The organism is Chryseobacterium lineare, from assembly GCF_977014045.1.
Genome location: NZ_CDRNIQ010000001.1, coordinates 3752973 through 3771259, shown reverse-complemented (window position 1 = coordinate 3771259; position 18287 = coordinate 3752973). Strand labels below are relative to the sequence as shown.

Annotated in this window: 19 protein-coding genes; 11 read left to right on the top strand and 8 right to left on the bottom strand. The window is 35.5% G+C overall.

Going from position 1 to position 18287, the window contains the following annotated elements:
• Window positions 1–79: 79 nt before the first annotated feature.
• Window positions 80–1183, bottom strand: a complete 1104-nt coding sequence (lpxB, locus tag ACWNCI_RS16945) for a lipid-A-disaccharide synthase (protein ID WP_449389192.1) — start codon at window positions 1181–1183, stop codon at window positions 80–82.
• 163 nt (window positions 1184–1346) lie between these two features.
• On the opposite strand from lpxB, the gene ACWNCI_RS16940 reads away from it, so the two are divergent.
• Together ACWNCI_RS16940 and ACWNCI_RS16935 are read left to right on the top strand one after the other, a co-directional pair.
• Entirely contained in the window at window positions 1347–1856 is a 510-nt protein-coding gene (locus ACWNCI_RS16940) for a DUF2480 family protein (protein WP_449389191.1), read from the top strand.
• 3 nt (window positions 1857–1859) lie between these two features.
• On the top strand, window positions 1860–3122 hold the full coding sequence (locus tag ACWNCI_RS16935; RefSeq protein ID WP_449389190.1) for a protein O-mannosyl-transferase family: 1263 nt from the start codon (window positions 1860–1862) through the stop codon (window positions 3120–3122).
• Between the two features lie 47 nt (window positions 3123–3169).
• Here ACWNCI_RS16935 and ACWNCI_RS16930 read toward each other — a convergent pair whose 3' ends face one another.
• The gene (locus ACWNCI_RS16930; protein WP_449389189.1) at window positions 3170–3289 is read right to left on the bottom strand and encodes a 30S ribosomal protein THX; all 120 of its coding nucleotides are present in this window, start codon (window positions 3287–3289) and stop codon (window positions 3170–3172) included.
• A 207-nt stretch (window positions 3290–3496) separates the two neighbouring features.
• Here ACWNCI_RS16930 and ACWNCI_RS16925 point away from each other — a divergent pair, with 207 nt between their 5' ends.
• Together ACWNCI_RS16925 and aspS are read left to right on the top strand one after the other, a co-directional pair.
• Window positions 3497–3928 (top strand): ankyrin repeat domain-containing protein, encoded by a 432-nt coding sequence (locus ACWNCI_RS16925; protein ID WP_449389188.1) that lies wholly within the window; start codon window positions 3497–3499, stop codon window positions 3926–3928.
• A 142-nt stretch (window positions 3929–4070) separates the two neighbouring features.
• Window positions 4071–5825: an aspartate--tRNA ligase gene (aspS, locus tag ACWNCI_RS16920; RefSeq protein WP_449389187.1), complete on the top strand. Its 1755-nt coding sequence runs from the start codon at window positions 4071–4073 to the stop codon at window positions 5823–5825.
• A gap of 67 nt (window positions 5826–5892) precedes the next feature.
• Here the strand turns inward: aspS and ACWNCI_RS16915 are convergent, their stop codons facing one another.
• Both ACWNCI_RS16915 and ACWNCI_RS16910 read right to left on the bottom strand, forming a co-directional pair.
• On the bottom strand, window positions 5893–6357 hold the full coding sequence (locus ACWNCI_RS16915; RefSeq protein WP_449389186.1) for a hypothetical protein: 465 nt from the start codon (window positions 6355–6357) through the stop codon (window positions 5893–5895).
• A 6-nt stretch (window positions 6358–6363) separates the two neighbouring features.
• Window positions 6364–7044 carry a hypothetical protein gene (locus ACWNCI_RS16910; RefSeq protein ID WP_449389185.1) on the bottom strand — a complete coding sequence of 227 codons (681 nt, stop codon included), beginning with the start codon at window positions 7042–7044 and terminating at the stop codon, window positions 6364–6366.
• A 695-nt stretch (window positions 7045–7739) separates the two neighbouring features.
• Between ACWNCI_RS16910 and ku the strand changes: the two genes are divergently transcribed.
• The 4 genes from ku to ACWNCI_RS16890 all read left to right on the top strand — a co-directional run bounded on the left by ku (window position 7740) and on the right by ACWNCI_RS16890 (window position 11666).
• Window positions 7740–8525 (top strand): non-homologous end joining protein Ku, encoded by a 786-nt coding sequence (gene ku / locus ACWNCI_RS16905; protein WP_346983273.1) that lies wholly within the window; start codon window positions 7740–7742, stop codon window positions 8523–8525.
• The gene (locus ACWNCI_RS16900; protein WP_449389184.1) at window positions 8525–9127 is read left to right on the top strand and encodes a DNA polymerase ligase N-terminal domain-containing protein; all 603 of its coding nucleotides are present in this window, start codon (window positions 8525–8527) and stop codon (window positions 9125–9127) included. Before ku ends, ACWNCI_RS16900 begins: the two co-directional genes overlap by 1 nt.
• Window positions 9128–9204: 77 nt before the next feature.
• Complete coding sequence (gene ligD / locus ACWNCI_RS16895) at window positions 9205–11088, top strand: DNA ligase D (RefSeq protein WP_449389183.1); 1884 nt, start codon at window positions 9205–9207, stop codon at window positions 11086–11088.
• A gap of 38 nt (window positions 11089–11126) precedes the next feature.
• Window positions 11127–11666 (top strand): hypothetical protein, encoded by a 540-nt coding sequence (locus ACWNCI_RS16890; RefSeq protein WP_449389182.1) that lies wholly within the window; start codon window positions 11127–11129, stop codon window positions 11664–11666.
• Here ACWNCI_RS16890 and ACWNCI_RS16885 read toward each other — a convergent pair whose 3' ends face one another.
• The 4 genes from ACWNCI_RS16885 to ACWNCI_RS16870 all read right to left on the bottom strand — a co-directional run bounded on the left by ACWNCI_RS16885 (window position 11667) and on the right by ACWNCI_RS16870 (window position 14382).
• Window positions 11667–12398 (bottom strand): SDR family NAD(P)-dependent oxidoreductase, encoded by a 732-nt coding sequence (locus tag ACWNCI_RS16885; RefSeq protein ID WP_449389181.1) that lies wholly within the window; start codon window positions 12396–12398, stop codon window positions 11667–11669.
• A 176-nt stretch (window positions 12399–12574) separates the two neighbouring features.
• Complete coding sequence (yajC, locus tag ACWNCI_RS16880) at window positions 12575–12946, bottom strand: preprotein translocase subunit YajC (protein WP_346983278.1); 372 nt, start codon at window positions 12944–12946, stop codon at window positions 12575–12577.
• Window positions 12947–12950: 4 nt separating this feature from the next.
• On the bottom strand, window positions 12951–13466 hold the full coding sequence (locus ACWNCI_RS16875) for a DUF1573 domain-containing protein (protein ID WP_449389180.1): 516 nt from the start codon (window positions 13464–13466) through the stop codon (window positions 12951–12953).
• 10 nt (window positions 13467–13476) lie between these two features.
• Window positions 13477–14382 (bottom strand): transcription antitermination protein NusB, encoded by a 906-nt coding sequence (locus ACWNCI_RS16870; protein WP_346983280.1) that lies wholly within the window; start codon window positions 14380–14382, stop codon window positions 13477–13479.
• A gap of 89 nt (window positions 14383–14471) precedes the next feature.
• On the opposite strand from ACWNCI_RS16870, the gene ACWNCI_RS16865 reads away from it, so the two are divergent.
• The 3 genes from ACWNCI_RS16865 (at window position 14472) to ACWNCI_RS16855 (ending at window position 18265) form a co-directional block, all read left to right on the top strand.
• Entirely contained in the window at window positions 14472–16133 is a 1662-nt protein-coding gene (locus ACWNCI_RS16865) for an ABC transporter ATP-binding protein (protein WP_449389179.1), read from the top strand.
• 99 nt (window positions 16134–16232) lie between these two features.
• Window positions 16233–16568: a DUF3276 family protein gene (locus ACWNCI_RS16860; RefSeq protein ID WP_002976288.1), complete on the top strand. Its 336-nt coding sequence runs from the start codon at window positions 16233–16235 to the stop codon at window positions 16566–16568.
• Window positions 16569–16888: 320 nt separating this feature from the next.
• Window positions 16889–18265, top strand: coding sequence for a T9SS type A sorting domain-containing protein (locus ACWNCI_RS16855; RefSeq protein ID WP_449389178.1), 1377 nt, complete (start codon window positions 16889–16891; stop codon window positions 18263–18265).
• Window positions 18266–18287 lie beyond the last annotated feature (22 nt).

Sequence of the window (18287 nt, the reverse complement as noted above, 5' to 3'; positions counted from 1 at the left end):
TACAAAACTACCTCCATTCGTTATATAAAAGAAAAATCGCAGAAAAATTTTCTACGATTGCTATAATTCCATTTAAATTTTAAAGCTTTATAATAACTTCGGCTGCATTTTCACTGGCGCCTTTGCCTCCAAGCTTTTCTCTCAGCAGTTCATAATCTCTGAAAACTTCAAATCTTTTTTCGGTTTCCAATATTTTTTTCAGTTCTGCTACAAGATTATTTGTATTTAAATCATTCTGAATCAGTTCTTTTACAACCTCACGATTCATAATCAGATTAACCAGGGAAATGTATTTGATGTTTTTAACCAGCCTTTTGGCGATGGCGTACGAAATTTTACTTCCACGGTAACAAACAACCTCCGGCACATTCAATAAAGCTGTTTCTAAAGTTGCCGTTCCGGAGGTTACCAAAGCTGCTTTTGAGCACCTCAACAGATCATACGTTTTATTGGATACAAAATGCACATTATCATCAACATAGGTTTCATAGAAGTCTTTTGTTAAACTTGGCGCGCCGGCAATAACAAACTGATAATCTTCAAAGTAAGATCTTACGGAAAGCATCATCTGAAGCATTTTTTCCACTTCCTGCTTTCTTGATCCCGGCAACAGTGCAATGATTTCCTTTTCGTTTAATCCGTTTTCTGTTTTGAATTTTTCGACATTAATATCTTCCAATGTTGAAATGGCATCCAACAACGGATGACCTACGAAATGCGAGTGAACACCGTGCTTTTTATAAAAATCTTCTTCAAAAGGAAGAATCACCATCATTTCATCCACATATTTTTTGATTATCTCCACTCTTCCTTCTTTCCAAGCCCAAAGTTGTGGAGAAATGTAATACACCACTTTAATACCCAGTTCTTTTGCAAATTTTGCAATTCTTAAATTGAATCCCGGATAATCAACTAAAATAAGAACATCCGGCCTGTTATTTTTAATATCGTCTTTACAGAATTTAATATTATTCAGAATTGTACGCAGGTTCATAGCCACTTCCAGAAAACCCATGAACGCAAGATCCCGGTAATGCTTTACCATTTTTCCGCCCTGCTTAGCCATCAGATCACCACCCCAAAACCTGAAGTCGGCAGCCGGGTCTTTCTGTTTTAAAGCTTTCATTAAATTACTTCCGTGTAAATCTCCGGATGCCTCCCCAGCTATAATATAATACTTCATTTTTGCTGAAATCTTTTATTTTTTTAATGGCCATTAGTACCTCTTTTTAAATTCTCTTGGTTGAAAAGCGAAGTTATGGGAGGTTTCTATGACACGAATAGAGAACAAAATAAGATGTTTTACCGTCTTAATTTGTAAATTTGTTCAAAGATAATGATAAAAAATGTCAGAAGAATTTGAAATCCGAAATAAAGTTGCGGAAAGCGGCCTCATCAATTTTGATCTCACCGACCTCGTTCCCAAAGGGATACGAAAAGGTATTGACCTAAAAGATTTCCTCTTCATGGAAATAATCTTAAAGGAGAAAGATTTCCGTGAAAAAGTTGAGAATATTAACGTAGAAGAATACCGTGATGCTTATGTTTACATCTACAATTCTGCAGATGCAATTGTTCCGCTCTGGGCTTATTTTTTAATTACAGCTAAGCTAACTGATGTTACCAAAAAAATAGTCTATGGTGACCGCGAGGACCTTGAGGTAATCCTGATGCACAATGCTATAAAAAGTCATGATTTTGACGGAATGCGCGGAAAAAGAGTATTGGTAAAAGGATGTTCCGATAAAGAAATTCCGGAAAATGCATATATAGAATTGGTAGAACAGCTAAAACCTGTTGTAAAGTCTCTCATGTTCGGGGAAGCCTGCTCCAATGTCCCTATTTTAAAGAATTAATGAATGTCAAAAAAGATTTACTATCCTTTTATTTTATTCTTACTGTTTTTCTTAATTTATTATGCCGGAAGTTTTACGAAGATTCCTTTTGCAGATTGTGTAGGATTTGTTTTTTTAGTAGAAAAGGGCAAATTTATGTCGGTTGCTACAGCGACCAGCCATTTTCTTTATATAAACACAGCCATACTCATCAAAAACATATTTGGTATTAGTGCAATAGAAGCCAGCCGGCTTTTAGTCATTATATCTGCTGCGGCAACGGTTTCCGTGGTTTATGCTACAGTGAAAACCATTACAAAAACAGAATGGATCTCAATAACCTCAGCCTTTGTATTTGGTTTTAGTTTTTCGTTTTGGAGAAACGCTGAAATAGTAGAAGTTTACACCTATAATTCTCTATGGATAAGCCTCTTTTTCTATTGCATCATTAAATCGTTTACCGATCATAAGAAACAATATATTATTTGGGGAAGTATTTTTTTAGGAATTAGCTTATGGATTCATATTCAAAATATTATGCTTGTTCCTGCTTTTCTGCTTTTTATTTTTTATTTCAGGTCGGAAAAAAAATATGCTTATTCTTCTCTGTTAATTTTTACAATAATATTTCTTTCCCTATTCATATTAAACGTATCTCAGGGATTACCTCTTAATTCCCCTTATAGTTCCGATCAGGGAACGTGGGTTCAGGATTCATTTAAAAAGTCTGCCACACAATATGCTCAGGATTTGGTAAAATCGGTGGTGTACTTGCTTTATAATTTTAACCTGTTTACTGTATTTGGCATCGTTGGTATCATTGCTTTATACAAATCTGAACGAAAAATGTTTTTTGTATTCTTTACAGCTTCATTATTTGTATATGGCTTCGCAACGTTCTATGCTGTTTCGGATAATTATGTATTTTTTATTCCGTTTAATATTATTTTCGCTTTATCCATTGGTTATGGAATATCCGCTATTAAAAAGCCTTATTTAAAAAATATGTCCTGGGTGTGTTTACTGATTCCCGCATTTTACTTTTCAGCCTTTAAGATCGCTTATAATACAGACAAAGGAAAACAGTTTCATGATTTTAAAAGCTATAAAGGCGGGTTAAATTACTATATGCTTCCATGGATGAACAACAATTCCGGAATTCTGGAATTTACTATTGAAAAGAAAAAAGCACCTGAGCCGGTAAACTGGATGACCTACAGTGCCTTAGAATACATAGAACTATTAAAAAGTAAAGGATATACTGAAGAACAAATTAAAAAGCTTTAACAAACAAAAAACAGGCTGTCCGAAAAGTTTGGACAGCCTGTTTTATTTTAACTTTTTGATTTCTCTTCTGAAGAAGCAACTGATTTTGAAGATTTTCTTGGCCTTCTTTTACCATAACTTCCATTGTTGATCTTGCCTCTTCTGGATTTTTTGTCTCCTTTTCCCATAGTAATATAATTTAGTTGTCGTACGAAATTAGAAAATACTCTCTTAAAATCAAAAGTTCAGCTGTTAAAATTATTATAAAACACTACTAGCCCAATTAAATATAGCAGGAAAGAAGTTTGGAAAAAGCAATGAATTGGATTAATAATTAGCAACATTGATCAAAAAAATTATTTAGCTTTGTATATTATTTAAATAAATCAAGTTTTATGAAAAAAATAATTACAGCAACATTACTATTCGGGCTTTCTATTTTTGCAAACGGGTTATTTGCACAGGAATTATCCGCAGAACAATTGAAAGCTTTTACGACAGATAATCCGGAAAGTTTTCAGAAAGTTTTCAATCAGGAAGATTTTTCAAAATGTTATACCGTAAACGGCACAAAAACAAATCTGCTTTCTTTAAGTGTAAAAGAAAATAAAAAGAACACATTCAATTATCTGGTAAATAAGGTTGACGTAAATAAATCCTGCAGCGATGTAACGCCTTTGATGTACGCAGCAACATCCGGAAACATGGATGCAGCAAAAATCTTAATGAAATTCGGAGCAAAAAAGGATATAAAGGACAACAAAGGTAAGACGGCAAAAGACTATGCTGCTAAAAGCAAACAGTCTGCAATGGTATCAGTTCTTTAATTTTTTTAGAAATAAATAGTTTAAACTTCCTTCGGGAAGTTTTTTTTGTTTTAAAAACCTCTAAAAACCTTATCTTTGCCAACGAAAAATCAGACGTATAAAAGTCTAATTTCTAAAGTCTAATATCTAACATCTAAAAACAATGTTTCGATCGCACACCAACGGAGAATTGTCTCTCAAAAATCTTAATGAAGAAGTAACCCTTTCAGGATGGGTACAGACCATCCGTGATAAAGGATTTATGATTTGGATAGATCTCCGGGATCGTTACGGGATTACACAATTGGTTTTCGATCAGGAGCGTTCTACCGCAGAACTGATGGAAAACGCCAAAAGACTGGGTCGTGAATTTGTGATTCAGGTGACCGGTAAAGTCATTGAAAGAGTAAGCAAAAACCCTAATATTCCAACAGGAGAAATTGAAATTCTTGTTGAGAAACTAACAGTTCTGAACGAATCCCAGCTTCCGCCTTTCACGATTGAAGATGAAACGGATGGCGGTGAAGAATTAAGAATGAAATACCGTTATCTTGATATCAGAAGAAACCCGGTAAAGGATAAGCTGATCTTCCGTCACAACATGGCGCAGAAAGTAAGAAACTATCTTTCGGACAACGGATTCATCGAAGTGGAAACTCCGGTTTTGATTAAATCTACTCCGGAAGGCGCCAGGGATTTTGTGGTGCCAAGCAGAATGAACCCGGGACAGTTTTATGCGTTGCCACAATCTCCACAGACGTTCAAACAATTGTTGATGGTGGGTGGAATGGACAAATATTTCCAGATCGTAAAATGTTTCCGTGATGAAGATTTAAGAGCCGACAGACAGCCGGAATTTACACAGATCGATTGTGAAATGGCTTTTGTAGAGCAGGAAGATGTAATGAATGTTGTTGAAGGAATGACCAAAACCTTACTGAAAGATATTACCGGCCAGGAATTCGGAGATTTCCCAAGAATGACGTTTGCCGATGCGATGCAGAAATACGGAAATGACAAACCAGATATCCGTTTCGGAATGGAATTCGTGGAACTGAATGATTTGGTTAAAGGAAAAGATTTCAAAATATTTGATGATGCAGAGCTTGTTGTCGGAATCAATGTAGAAGGCTGTGCAGATTATACAAGAAAGCAAATCGATGAGCTTGTTGAGTGGGTAAAAAGACCACAGATCGGCGCTTCAGGAATGGTGTGGGTGAAATTCCAGAATGATGGGGTGAAGACTTCTTCGGTTAATAAATTTTACAACGAGGAAGATTTAGCTAAAATCATCGAAAAGTTCGGGGCTAAAGAAGGAGACTTAATGTTGATCCTTTCAGGAAACGAAAATAAGGTAAGAACCCAGCTTTCAGCGTTGAGAATGGAGCTTGGTAACCGTTTGGGGTTAAGAAAAGGAAATGAATTCGCCCCACTTTGGGTAGTTGATTTCCCATTACTGGAATTTGATGAAGAAAGCGGCCGTTACCACGCGATGCACCACCCTTTCACCTCTCCGAAACCTGAAGATATTCATTTACTGGAAACAGATCCGGGGAAAGCAAGAGCCAACGCCTACGATATGGTCCTGAACGGAAACGAAATCGGTGGAGGTTCCATCCGAATATTTGATAGAGATCTTCAGTCTAAAATGTTTGATCTGTTAGGCTTCACCAAAGAAGAAGCTGAAGCGCAGTTTGGTTTCTTAATGAACGCCTTTAAATACGGTGCTCCGCCACACGGAGGTTTAGCGTTCGGGTTTGACCGTCTGGTTGCAATTCTCGACGGAAATGAAGTGATCAGAGATTATATCGCATTCCCGAAAAATAATTCCGGACGAGATGTAATGATCGATGCGCCGGCTGCCATTGCAGATGAACAGCTGGATGAGCTTGAACTTAAACTAAATTTAAAAGCATAAACAAAGGCGGAGAAAATTTCTCCGCCTTTGTTATTTATTCCTGTTTTTTTATCAGGCTAAAATCCTTTCACTTCTTCCCGCACAACCTCATCCAAAGCTTTGGCAAATAGGCAAATTTCTGATTATAGGCTGGTATGTTAAACTCACGGAGTTGGTAAAACTTTTTTGCATAATTTTCGGCAGAAACGGTTTCTCTGTTTTCGGCCCAGGTAATATGCTTGTTGATTTTTTCCCGGGGAAGGCTTTTCACATACTTCTCCACATAAGAATAGATAGGAAAACAATCTTCATGAAGCACTTTCAGAATTTTCCCGTCTTTTGCACCTTGGCAACGAAGGCCTTCACTTATTTTATTCACATAGGCTGCAGCTTCATGGTCATGGATGTTTATAAACTTTCTGATTTCCCACATATAAACGGTCATAGGTACACTAACATCTGCTCCGTCTGGTTTTCTTACATAAATCTGGAACTTGATCAGATCAATTCCGAATTCTTCCAGATCACTGATCTCTTCAATTTTCGCAATCATCTCTACTTATTTTTGTGATTCCACATTTTCGTCGTTACCTTCCCCTCCTTTTTTATGCAGACGGCTGATCATTTTTTTGATGGTGTATTCATCTGCCTTCTGGGTACGTTCATATATTAATTTTCCGTCTTCACAGATGTGTCTTATAAAAGCTTCAAGTTCTTTGTACAAATGACGGGTTTCGTCGGATTTCCCTGATACTTCCTTCATCATTTGTGTTTGCTCGTCTGCCTTCTGCGCAATCTCTACCCGTGCTTGTTTAAGCAAAACAATCGTATCATCTTTCATTCCCGCAGTCTGCATTGTCTCTGCATTGTCTGATAAAATTTGGATCAGCCTCTGGAGCTTATCGGCAACACCCTCAAAATTCCGGTTGCGGATGTCTAATGAGATATCTGTTGCCAGATCGGTGGGTAACTTTGCTCTTTTTATTCTTACATTGAGCTTTTTAAGCGGAAGCCTGATTTGATCTCCCAAGAGATACAATTCCCGGGTAGCCTGCTTTTGCCGAGTCAACACAGAATTATTAAACTCCTGCTGTTCAACTTCGTCTATTTTTGCGCTGAAAAGATCTTTGTAAGCCTGAGTATAGTTGTGATCTTCGGCCATGAAATCGTTGAAATCTCTTTGGAAACTTTGGTATAAGTCCTTCGCCAATGGAAGGCACTCTTCTTGTTTTACATACATTTGCATTTGTTTTAGTAGAACAAATATAGAAAATATTTTAGATTCATCTTTAATTCAAAAAGATAAAATATTTCTCAGTAAGAAGCACCTTTAGTTTATTTGAGTTATTTCGTCCTTTCGATTAGATTTGAAAAAATCATATCGAGAAGTCTGTGATTTTGAGGATAAATACCGTTCTCGATACATGTTTTCTCCGCTTTACTACGAAAAAACACTCCTTTAGATTTGTAAAATGACTTCAAATGTAGTAAATAGTATTTTGCAGTAGGTTAAAATCAATTTTCCAAAGTAAATGCGGCTTTGCAATAGGTAAAAGCTGATTATAGAAGATAAATATTGCTTTGCATATGATTAAAATGAATTTACATTAGGAAAATGACTCTTTGCAGTAGGTAAAAGCTGATTCTTAAAGATAAATATTGTTTTACATATGGTTAAAATGAATTTACATTAGGAAAATGACTCTTTGCAGTGGGTTAAAATCAATTTTCCAAAGTAAATGCGGCTTTGCATGGGATTAAAAAAGAATTATGCAATATAAATGAATAAAGCGGTAAGACTAAGGTGAATTAATGGATGATGGCAAATGTGTCTAAGACAAAATACTGCCTACGAAATCATTAACATATACCACAATCCTTCACAAGTATTCTGCACGGCACAATCATTGTAGATTTTTGTTAAATCAAATTACAATGAAAGCAATCTGGAATGGCGCCATTGGCTTTGGCTTAGTGAATATTCCCGTAAAAATTTATTCGGCAACAGAAACCACCAAGCTGGATCTGGATATGCTGGATAAATCTGATTTTTCGAATATCCGGTTTAAAAGGGTAAATGAAAATACAGGGAAAGAAGTAAAATGGGAAAACATTGTAAAAGGTTATCTCATGGACGATAAGTACATCATTCTTGATGAAGAAGATTATGAGGCAGCAAGCCCGGAAAAATCAAAAATACTTTCTATTGACCAGTTTGTGAAGGAGTCTGAAGTAGATTCCGTTTATTTTGAAAATCCCTATTACCTCGAACCGCAGAAGAACGGGGAGAATGCGTACCGGCTTCTCCTGAAAGCTTTAGCCAAAACAGAAATGGTAGGCGTAGGAACATTTGTACTTCGTGAAAGCGAGGCAATCGGGATGATCCGTCCCTACAACGATGAGGTTCTTGTGCTGAACCGCCTGAGATTTGCCCAGGAAATAAGAGATTACAGCGACCTGAAGATTCCTGCTAAAAAACCACCCAAGCCTGCTGAGCTTAAAATGGCTATCAACCTGATTGAGCAGCTTTCCCAGGAATTTGATCCGGAAATGTATAAAGACACCTATTCTGAATCTTTAATGAAGATTATTAAACAGAAGGCCAAAGGAAAAAATATTAAAGCTAAAAAAGCTGAACCGGCTAAGGAAGGTAAAGTAATCGACCTTATGGCGCAGCTGAAGGCCAGTTTACAAAGTCCCAAATCTAAAAACGCATCATAATGGCTTTAAAAGATTACAATGCAAAGAGAAAGTTTGACGAAACGACCGAGCCTGAAGGAAAAAGCAAAAAGAGCAAAGACAAGCTGATTTTCGTGATTCAGCGCCATGCTGCATCGCGACTGCATTATGATTTCAGGCTGGAGATGGATGGCGTACTGAAAAGCTGGGCCGTACCAAAGGGACCATCTTTGGATCCGAAAGATAAACGCCTCGCGATGATGGTGGAAGATCATCCTTACGACTATAAAGACTTTGAGGGAAATATTCCGGAAGGAAATTACGGTGCCGGACAGGTAGAAATCTGGGACAGCGGAACGTATGAACCTTTGGATCAAAATTCAAAGCTTTCTGATGAGAAAGAACTGCTGAAAGAACTTCATGCAGGCTCTTTAAAGTTTATCCTCCACGGAAAAAAACTGAAAGGCGAATTTGCTTTGGTTAAAATGAAAAATACGGAAGAAAATTCATGGTTGCTGATTAAACATAAAGATGATTTCGCAGAAAGTGATTACGACGCTGAAGAGAACACAGCTAAGAATTCTTTGGTCACAAAATTTTTAGAGGAAAAAAAAAGCCCAAAAGTCGCCGGAAAAAAGAAGTAAACGATAATACAAAACCACGGTTTCAAAGATTTAATGATTTAGTTGATGAGAAAAAATTAGAACATTTCATCAAGCCTATGCTAGCAAAACCCCATGGTGAAGCTTTTGACGATGAAGACTGGGTTTTTGAAATCAAATGGGACGGCTACCGTGCTGTTGCTGATCTCAGGGAAGAACCTTTATTCTATTCCCGGAACGGGATTTCCTTTTTATCCAAATTTAAAAAAGTATCACAGGATTTCAGTCATCAGAAACACAAAATGATCCTGGATGGCGAGATCGTTGCCTACGATGAAAATGGCAGACCCAATTTTCAGCTGCTGCAGCAAATCGGTGATAATCCTGACCTCGCCCTCGTCTATCAGGTTTTTGATATTCTTTGGCTAAACGGACATTCTACGGAAGAGCTGCCGTTGATTCAGAGAAAAGAACTTCTCAAAGAAGCTTTAATAGAAACCGATGTTATCAAATATTGTGATCATATCCAGGAAAAAGGCATTGCGTTCTTTAAGCAGATGAAAAAGATGCAGCTGGAAGGAATGATCGCCAAAAAAGCAGATAGTCTGTATATTGAAAATCACAGAACTTCCGATTGGCTTAAAATAAAATTCACGAATACGGAAGAAGCGATCATCTGCGGATTTACAGAACCACGCGGATCAAGGGAAGGTTTCGGAGCGCTGATTTTGGGGAAATATATTGACGGAAAGCTTACCTATTCCGGACATACGGGAACAGGTTTTAACCGTGAATCGATTAAAGAACTTCATGAAAGATTAAAGAAAATAATTGTAAAGAGCTCTCCTTTTGAGACCAAACCTAAAACCAACATGCCCGTAACATGGATAAAACCTGAACTGGTATGCGAGATTAAGTATTCTGAAATCACAAAAGACGGTATCTTTAGGCATCCGGTTTTTGTGGCCATCCGTGAAGATAAAGAGCCGGAGGAAGTAAAGAATTCTGCCGGTGAAATAGATGAAGTCAACGAAAATACAAAAGATATGAAAGCATCTACAACTCCTAAAAAAACAAAACTTTCTGAAACCGATAAAGAAGTAACACTGAACAGACATAAAGTGAAACTGACCAATCAGGATAAAGTATATTTTCCCAAGGATGATGTAACCAAAGGTGATGTGATTGATTATTATCAGTCGGTGGCTGACTATATTCTGCCACATTTAAAAAATCGCCCACTTTCTCTGAACCGTTTTCCAAATGGTATTGAAGAACAGAACTTTTACCAGAAAGATGCCAGCGACAATATCCCGGACTGGGTAAAAACAACACAGGTCTACTCTGAATCGAACGATAAATACATCGACTACATATATTGTAATGACAAAGCTACGCTTGCTTATCTGAATAATTTGGGCTGCATAGACATGAATCCATGGAATTCTTCCCTACCCGATCTTGATCACCCCAATTTTATGGTGCTGGACTTGGACCCATCCAAGAAAAACACTTTTGATGACGTGATAGAAACCGCGCTTCAGGTGCATGAGGTTTTAGAATCCATTAAAACAGAAGGCTATTGTAAAACTTCCGGCAGTACGGGAATTCACATTTATATTCCTATGGGTGGAAAGTATGATTTTGACCAGGTAAAAGATTTTGCACATATTCTGATGAAGCAGGTTCATGATAAGCTTCCGGAAATTACTACGTTGGAAAGAAGTCTTCAGAAAAGAGATAACAATAAAATTTACCTTGATTATCTTCAGAACAGAACGGGACAGACGTTAGCGAGTGCCTACAGCTTGCGTCCAAAACAAGGTGCTTCCGTTTCTATGCCTTTAGAATGGAATGAATTGAAAAAGGGACTGAAGCCTACCGATTTTAATATTCACAATGCATTGCAAAGGATAAAAGAGAAAGGTGATCTGTTTAAGCCTATTCTGGGGAAAGGAATTGATATGATGAAGGCTTTGGAGAGGTTGCAGGACTTGGAGTAATTGGTTATTTTTGGTGCAGAAATGTATGACTAATAACAATGAAAGAAAATATTACAATTGAAATTACTTTTAACGAAGAAATTGAACGTGAAAATCAAAACTTCTACTTCAAATATGTCTGGAGTAAAACTTTTAAAGAGTGGAAAAAAATTATTGTAATCACTTTTGTTTTCCTTTTTTTAGGTTTTTATCCTATAAAAAATTTCGACACCAACTTACTATTTTATCTTTTTAGATATGGTGGAATTTTTCTTTTCGGCTTATTATTAACTGTCATTTATCAATATTTTATCTCAAAGAAGAAATTTAAAAAACAAGTTGAAGACCTTATTAGTGAATTTAAAACCATAGATAAACCTTCATATGTTAGTATGAATGAGGAGAAAATTGAATTCAAAAATCCTGTTAATACCTTTAGTTCTATTTGGGAGAAAGTTTCATTTGTAAAAATTGATAATTTTATTTTAATTAATGTTATTAATAATCTACATTTTATTATTAATAAATCAGAATTTACAAATGATGAATTTGGAACAATCTTAGATTATCTTGAAAAATATGCTAAACATCAAAAATAATCAAGGTAACCTTGCCACCAAACTTTCCGGCAACATTTTCAAAATAAAATAAATCATTTTCCATTTAAAGTTCGGAACAATGGTAAACAAGTTTCCGGCATTTACGATGAAGTTTGCAACGTAATCCGGTTCCATTATTAAGGATTCATTTAATTGTAACCCTTCATTGATTTTTGTTCTTATATAACCGATTACTAAAGCATTGACTTTGATATTTCTTGAAGCCAACTCCTGCCGTAAGCCCGCTAAGTACGTGGTAAAAGCGGCTTTTGTACTTCCATACACAAAATTACTTTTCCTTCCCCGAACGCCTGAAAGTGATGATAATCCGATAATTCTTTCCAGATTTTTATTGCTTGTATCTGATGAAATAATATTGAGAATAGAAACTGCTCCCATATAATTGACCATCATCATCTGTTGCGTTTCTTTGAAATCTGTTAATGCTTTTTCATTTTCAACTAAAAATCCTGCGGCATAAACAACAATATGAGGCTTTACGGGAAGTTCATCATAAAACTTTTGGTGAGCATTAAAATCTACAGCATCAAAATACAATACCGAAACGTTTGAGTGCAGCTTATTTTCCTGAACGAAATTATCTAAAGAAAGTGTATTTCTTGAAGCCGCAATAACGGAGAAATCTTTTTGTACATATTGCAGAATACATTGCTTAGCCACGTCTGAATTAGCACCGAGAATGAGAACGGTTTTGTTTGTGTTTTGATTCATGGGACAAAGATATTTGTTTAAACACTAATTTCACGAATGTTTCTAATCAATAAGCACAAATAGCTTCTTACGGAAGACAAAGTCTCTGGAAATTAATACGTAAATACCTTCTAAAAAAGTTTCGGCGGGGTGAGCAAAGCTCACCCCGCCGAAACGGAATATTTTAAATCTGAAAATTATTTTTTCTCAGTTTCGATTTCTTTTTTCTCTGTCGTCTTTTCCGCAGCTTTAGCTTTATCGCCAAAACGCGCTTCTGTAAATTCTCTCGAAACAGCCGCTTTTTCAAATTTTAATTTCCCTGATAAAGTTTCGATGATAAAACCATCGTCCTGAACCTGGGCAATTCTTCCGTGAAGACCCGAAGTAAGCACTACTCTTGTTCCTACTTTAAGGGTTTCCTGGAAGTTTTTTTCCTGCTTCTGCTTTCTCATTTGTGGTCTTATCATTAAGAAATAAAACCCTACAAACATCGCCCCCATCATGATCAACATCATGGAAGAGTTTCCTCCCTGAGCAGGTGCCTGTAAAAATATTGATAATAAATTCATGATATTATGGTTGAATATTCGCAGTGAATGTTAATTTAACAGGAGTTTTTTCTACGTTTGCAAAAACATCTGCAAATTTACTTACGTTACCGTCAAAGTTTGTTGAGTCGAAATGTAAGGTGATTTTTCCTTTTTTACCCGGCATGATCGGTTCTTTTGTAAAATCCGGAGCTGTACATCCGCATCCTGGTTTTACTTCTGAAATTACTAAAGGGTTTTTACCTGTGTTTGTAACTTCATATACATGCTCTACTTTATCACCCTTTTTGATTTTTCCAAAATCGAAGTTATTTTCGGAAAGAGCGATAGTCGTCAATGGCTGATTGGAAGCAGGGGTAGCCGTTTCTGTTGAAACCGGTGCCATTGCAGAATCACCGGCAACTGTTGCAGGAGCTGCAGTAGAATCTGTACTAACAGAAGTTTCTGTACCTGGTACCGCCTCTGCTTTATTTTCTTTTTTACAAGAAACCAAACCAAAACCTATTACTGATAAAGCGATAATTGATAATGTCTTTTTCATATTGAAATATTTATATTCTATTTAAATCTTTGCAGTATTTATCTAAAATCCCGTTAATGAAAATGTTGGATCGGTCTGTAGCGAATACTTTTGCAATCTCGATATATTCATTAATGATTACTCTTGAAGGTGTAAAAGGAAAATTATCAAGTTCTGAAATAGCCGTTGATAAAATCACTTTATCCATTAGTGAAACTCTCTCCAGATCCCAGTTTTCCAGTCTTTCCCCCAGCTTCTTTTCATTGTTTTCCCAGCTGTCTAATGTATTTCTCAAGAGTTTCATGGCGAAAGTTTTGTCTTCATCATCTTTAATCATTTTAATTAAAGTTCTGCTTTCTTCATCTTCTTTCAGGAAACCGATTGTTTTCTGAACCATGGAGTTGGCAATGTGAATATCATCATACCATGAAAGTTCTTTATCTCCCAGATAATCTTGAAAATCCTCATTTTCAGCGATATATCTTAAAAACAATTTTCCGATGAATTTCTGATCTTCTGCAAAAGAATATCCTTCTTCTTTCATGAAGTCCTGATATCGTTTTCCGGCTGTGATTCTCTGGAAAGTTTTTACCAAAAGATCATCGTGCATATCCCATTTTAATTGTTTATGCTGACCTGTAAAGAAAAGTCTTTCAGGATTTTCCTCCAGTTTTATTAAAATTTGATTATTGATGAATTTTTGGTTAGGATTAATATTGGCATCAGTTTTAATGAACTTATTCTTACCGATCTCAATCTGATTTTCGGCTAATTCTTTCAGAGCTACCAAAAAGTTTAACTCATAGATGTAGAGATGATAGATTTTCTCTATTCCGGTAAACATATTTTTCTCTAACACATCAAACTTTACAGGATTCTGGTAATATGAATACACAGTCTGTACTACTTTTTCACGGATTTGTCGTCTTCCTAACATTCAAAGAGCTTTTTATGGGTGCAAAGATACGAAATTTAAACTTTATGAAATTCGCAGTGTGATGACATTTTTGTAAATTTGTAAACTTTATGAAAGCTTTAAAAACGTTAAACCCTTACTTCTGGAAACACAAAATATTATTATTTTGGGGGGTATTATTCATCATCGCCAGTAATTTTTTCAATATATATAAGGTACAATTCGTAGGAAAATCGGTGGATGAACTTACGAAAAACGGTAACCTCGGCTTCAATAAACAGGTCCTGATCTATGTTGCCATTATTGTAGGATGTTCATTGCTGACCGGATTTTTCACCTTTATGATGCGACAGACTATTATTGTTGCTTCAAGAAGAATTGAATATGAATTGAAAAATAAAATCTACAGACACTATCAGGATTTATCTTTAACAGATTACAAACAGACAACGATTGGTGATCTTATGAACAGACTGAGTGAAGATGTTGTTGCGGTAAGAATGTATCTGGGACCGGGTGTAATGTACGTTGCCAATTTGCTGGTACTCGTTATCATTACGGCTATTTATATGATAAAGACTGACGCTTCCATGACTTTATGGACGTTGCTTCCTTTACCTATTTTATCTTACGCTATCTATAAAGTAAGTTCTATTATTAATAAAAAGTCGAAAATTATGCAGAAAAGCCAGTCTGCGATTTCCACTTTTGTACAGGATAGTTTTTCCGGAATCCGTGTGGTTAAATTTTTCGCCCGTGAAAAGTACATTGAAAAAAATTATGGGGTAAAAGTTACCGATTATCAGGATAAAGCTCTTGATCTGGCCAAGACGGAAGCCTATTTTTTCACCATCATTCTCTTTGTCATCGGACTTCTGAATGTAGCTATCATCTGGGTCGGCGGTCAGAAATATATTGCGGGAGAATTAAGCATCGGTAAAATTGCGGATTTCTTTATGTATATCAATACCCTCATATTTCCTTTTTCGATGGTGGGATGGGTAACTTCAGTGAATCAGCGTGCGGAAGCATCGATGCAGAGAATTAATGAATTTATGGATAAGAAGTCCGAAATCATTAACAAAAATTTTGAAAATTATCCTATTAAAGGAGATATTGAGTTCAAGAATGTATCTTATACTTACCCAAATACAGGCATTAAAGCACTGGAAAATCTTAGCTTTAAAGTAAATGCAGGAGAATCTCTGGCGATCATGGGAAAAACAGGAAGCGGAAAATCGACCATCGCATTGTTGCTCTGCAGATTGATTGACCCTACCGAAGGAGAAATTTTAATTGACGGAAAAAATTTAAAGGAACACAATTTAGATAATTACAGAAATTCCATCGGATATATTCCTCAGGAGAGTTATCTTTTTTCAGATTCCATTGAAAATAATATTGGTTTTGCCATTGATCATCCTACCCATGAAAAAGTTGTTGAATATGCTAAAATCGCTGATGTGGATAAAAACATCGTAGATTTTAAAGAGCAGTATAAAACAATGGTGGGCGAACGTGGCGTCATGCTTTCGGGAGGTCAGAAGCAAAGAATATGTATTGCAAGAGCATTAATTAAAGATCCTAATATTATTATTTTCGATGATTCGCTATCAGCATTAGATACCGAAACAGAACAAAATATACTGGAAAATATAGAGAAAAAAATACATAACGCTACTTCTATAATCATCACACACAGAGAGTCTAGCGCTCAAAGAGCAGATAAAATTATTAACCTCACAGAAATTAGCAATTCCGTAACCGCATAGCACATTCGTTCACAAATGTTAAATAAATCATAAAAAAAATTTTGTGATTAAAAGAAAACTTTTATATTTGTTCCTAACAAGATTAAAAAATATCTAACAATGAGTGAATACAAGGAACGCCATGAAAATGAAATTTTCACTAAGGTGTTAAAAGCAGGGAGAAGAACTTATTTCTTTGATGTGCGCGAGACGAAAGCAGGAGATTATTATCTTACAATTACGGAAAGTAAAAAGAATTTCGGAGAGAACGGAGAAGCAACATTTGAGAAGCACAAAATCTATCTTTATAAAGAAGATTTCAAAAGTTTTCAGGAGATGTTTAATGAATCCACAGATTTCATCATTAACGAAAAGGGTGAGGATGTAATATCAGAAAAGCATGATAAAGACTTCAAAAGCAGATCATACACAATTGATTCTGACGACGAAGTTTAAAATATCTAAAAACATTTAAAAACACAAGCATCTGGAAAAAGATGCTTTTTTTTATTTCTGAAATTTAACATTTTCACTTGCTATTAAATCGTAAAAATACAATGCTATGCATATTTTTTAGTTATTACACTTATACAATATTGAAAAATAATAAGTAAAATTGTTATTAATTATTTAATATTATAATTTAATCATTAAATAATTTTTATTAAAGTAAGCAAAAAACAGTAAAACACAAACTTTATAATATGAAATCCATTAACAAAATAAACCAAAAACGATTATCTATGAAATAATTTTAACCTTTTAAATATAAATACATGAAAAAAAATTTATTCCTTTTTATTCTGGCATCTGCATTCTGCTTTGCCCAAAATTCCCTAATGGTATCTCCTCAAACAGGAACGATGATTACTTCGGGAACAATTACAAATTTTAAACTTATTAGTGACGGGAACAGTGTTGCGTTGGTTGCTACCAATAATGCTACCGGTAAAGTATTCATCGTTGACGTCAATGACAATAATCCCGCAGACAAGGCAGCAAATACTATCGCAACCACTTCTAACAATGTAAAAACAAGAATAGAAGCCGCAATCGGACAAACTATTACTTCTATTAAAAATATTGAAGTAAATCCTATCACAAATTCTGTTTATATCATGGCTATGGTAAATACAACGCCATATTTTGTTAAGCTTACAAATTCAGGGAATACAATTACAGCGCTGAACTTTAACACAATGCCCTATTGTACGTTAAACTTCACGAATGCGAACTGCGTTTTTCAGGATATTGCATGGGGCGGTAATAAACTTTATGTATCAAGTAATCACAGCACTTTAAAAGGAGAGCTGGGCTATATACCAGCTCCATTTACTCATAATGCGACAATTACGAAAAGAGCCACCACAATGTTTAAATCAAATTTGGGGAATACATATTATACAAGTGCTCCGTTAGAAAAGTTGAATTATATAAAAATTAATAATACCGAGTACTTATGTGGCACAACAACCTGTGCACCGGGCTTTTCGGAAACCGTATCTTCATTAGTCGATAACACAGGTCTGTTTACGGTACGAGAATCATTTGATGTTGTTTTTGATTATTCCGTGAAAACAATACCCATCAATAACGGGACCGAAGCATATCTATTAGACTTGCATAATAACTGGAGCTATAATACAATTTACAGAATAGGGAAAAAGTTTCTTGACGGAACCCCTTTTACCAATAATACTTATAATAGCAATGCTGTTGAGCTGAGAGATTATAGTGGCAACGTCAATCCAGGTCTTACTACAGAAGAAATGACAAGTTTCCCCGGCAGTTTCTCTTCAATGGCCTACTACTCGCCTTGTGAACTTCTTACATTATCATCAGATTATCAAACATTAGGAAAGCTAACTGTTTGTACAGCAGCATTGAATGTTGAAGAACAAAATGCTAAACATATAAAATTTGAGATCTCTCCAAATCCGGCATCCGATGTTTTGCATATTTTCTACGATGATAGGCTTTATAAAAATATAGAAGCCTCAGTTTACAGCTACGATGGAAAGCTAATCAAAAAGCAGACAATTGATTCAAACAACAAAAAAATCTCAATTTCAGATTTACAGACAGGAAATTATCTGTTAAAAATCAGCAATAAAGGGATAGATCTGGATTCTAAATCTTTCATTAAAAAATAACTAATAAAGAATCTTCTAAATA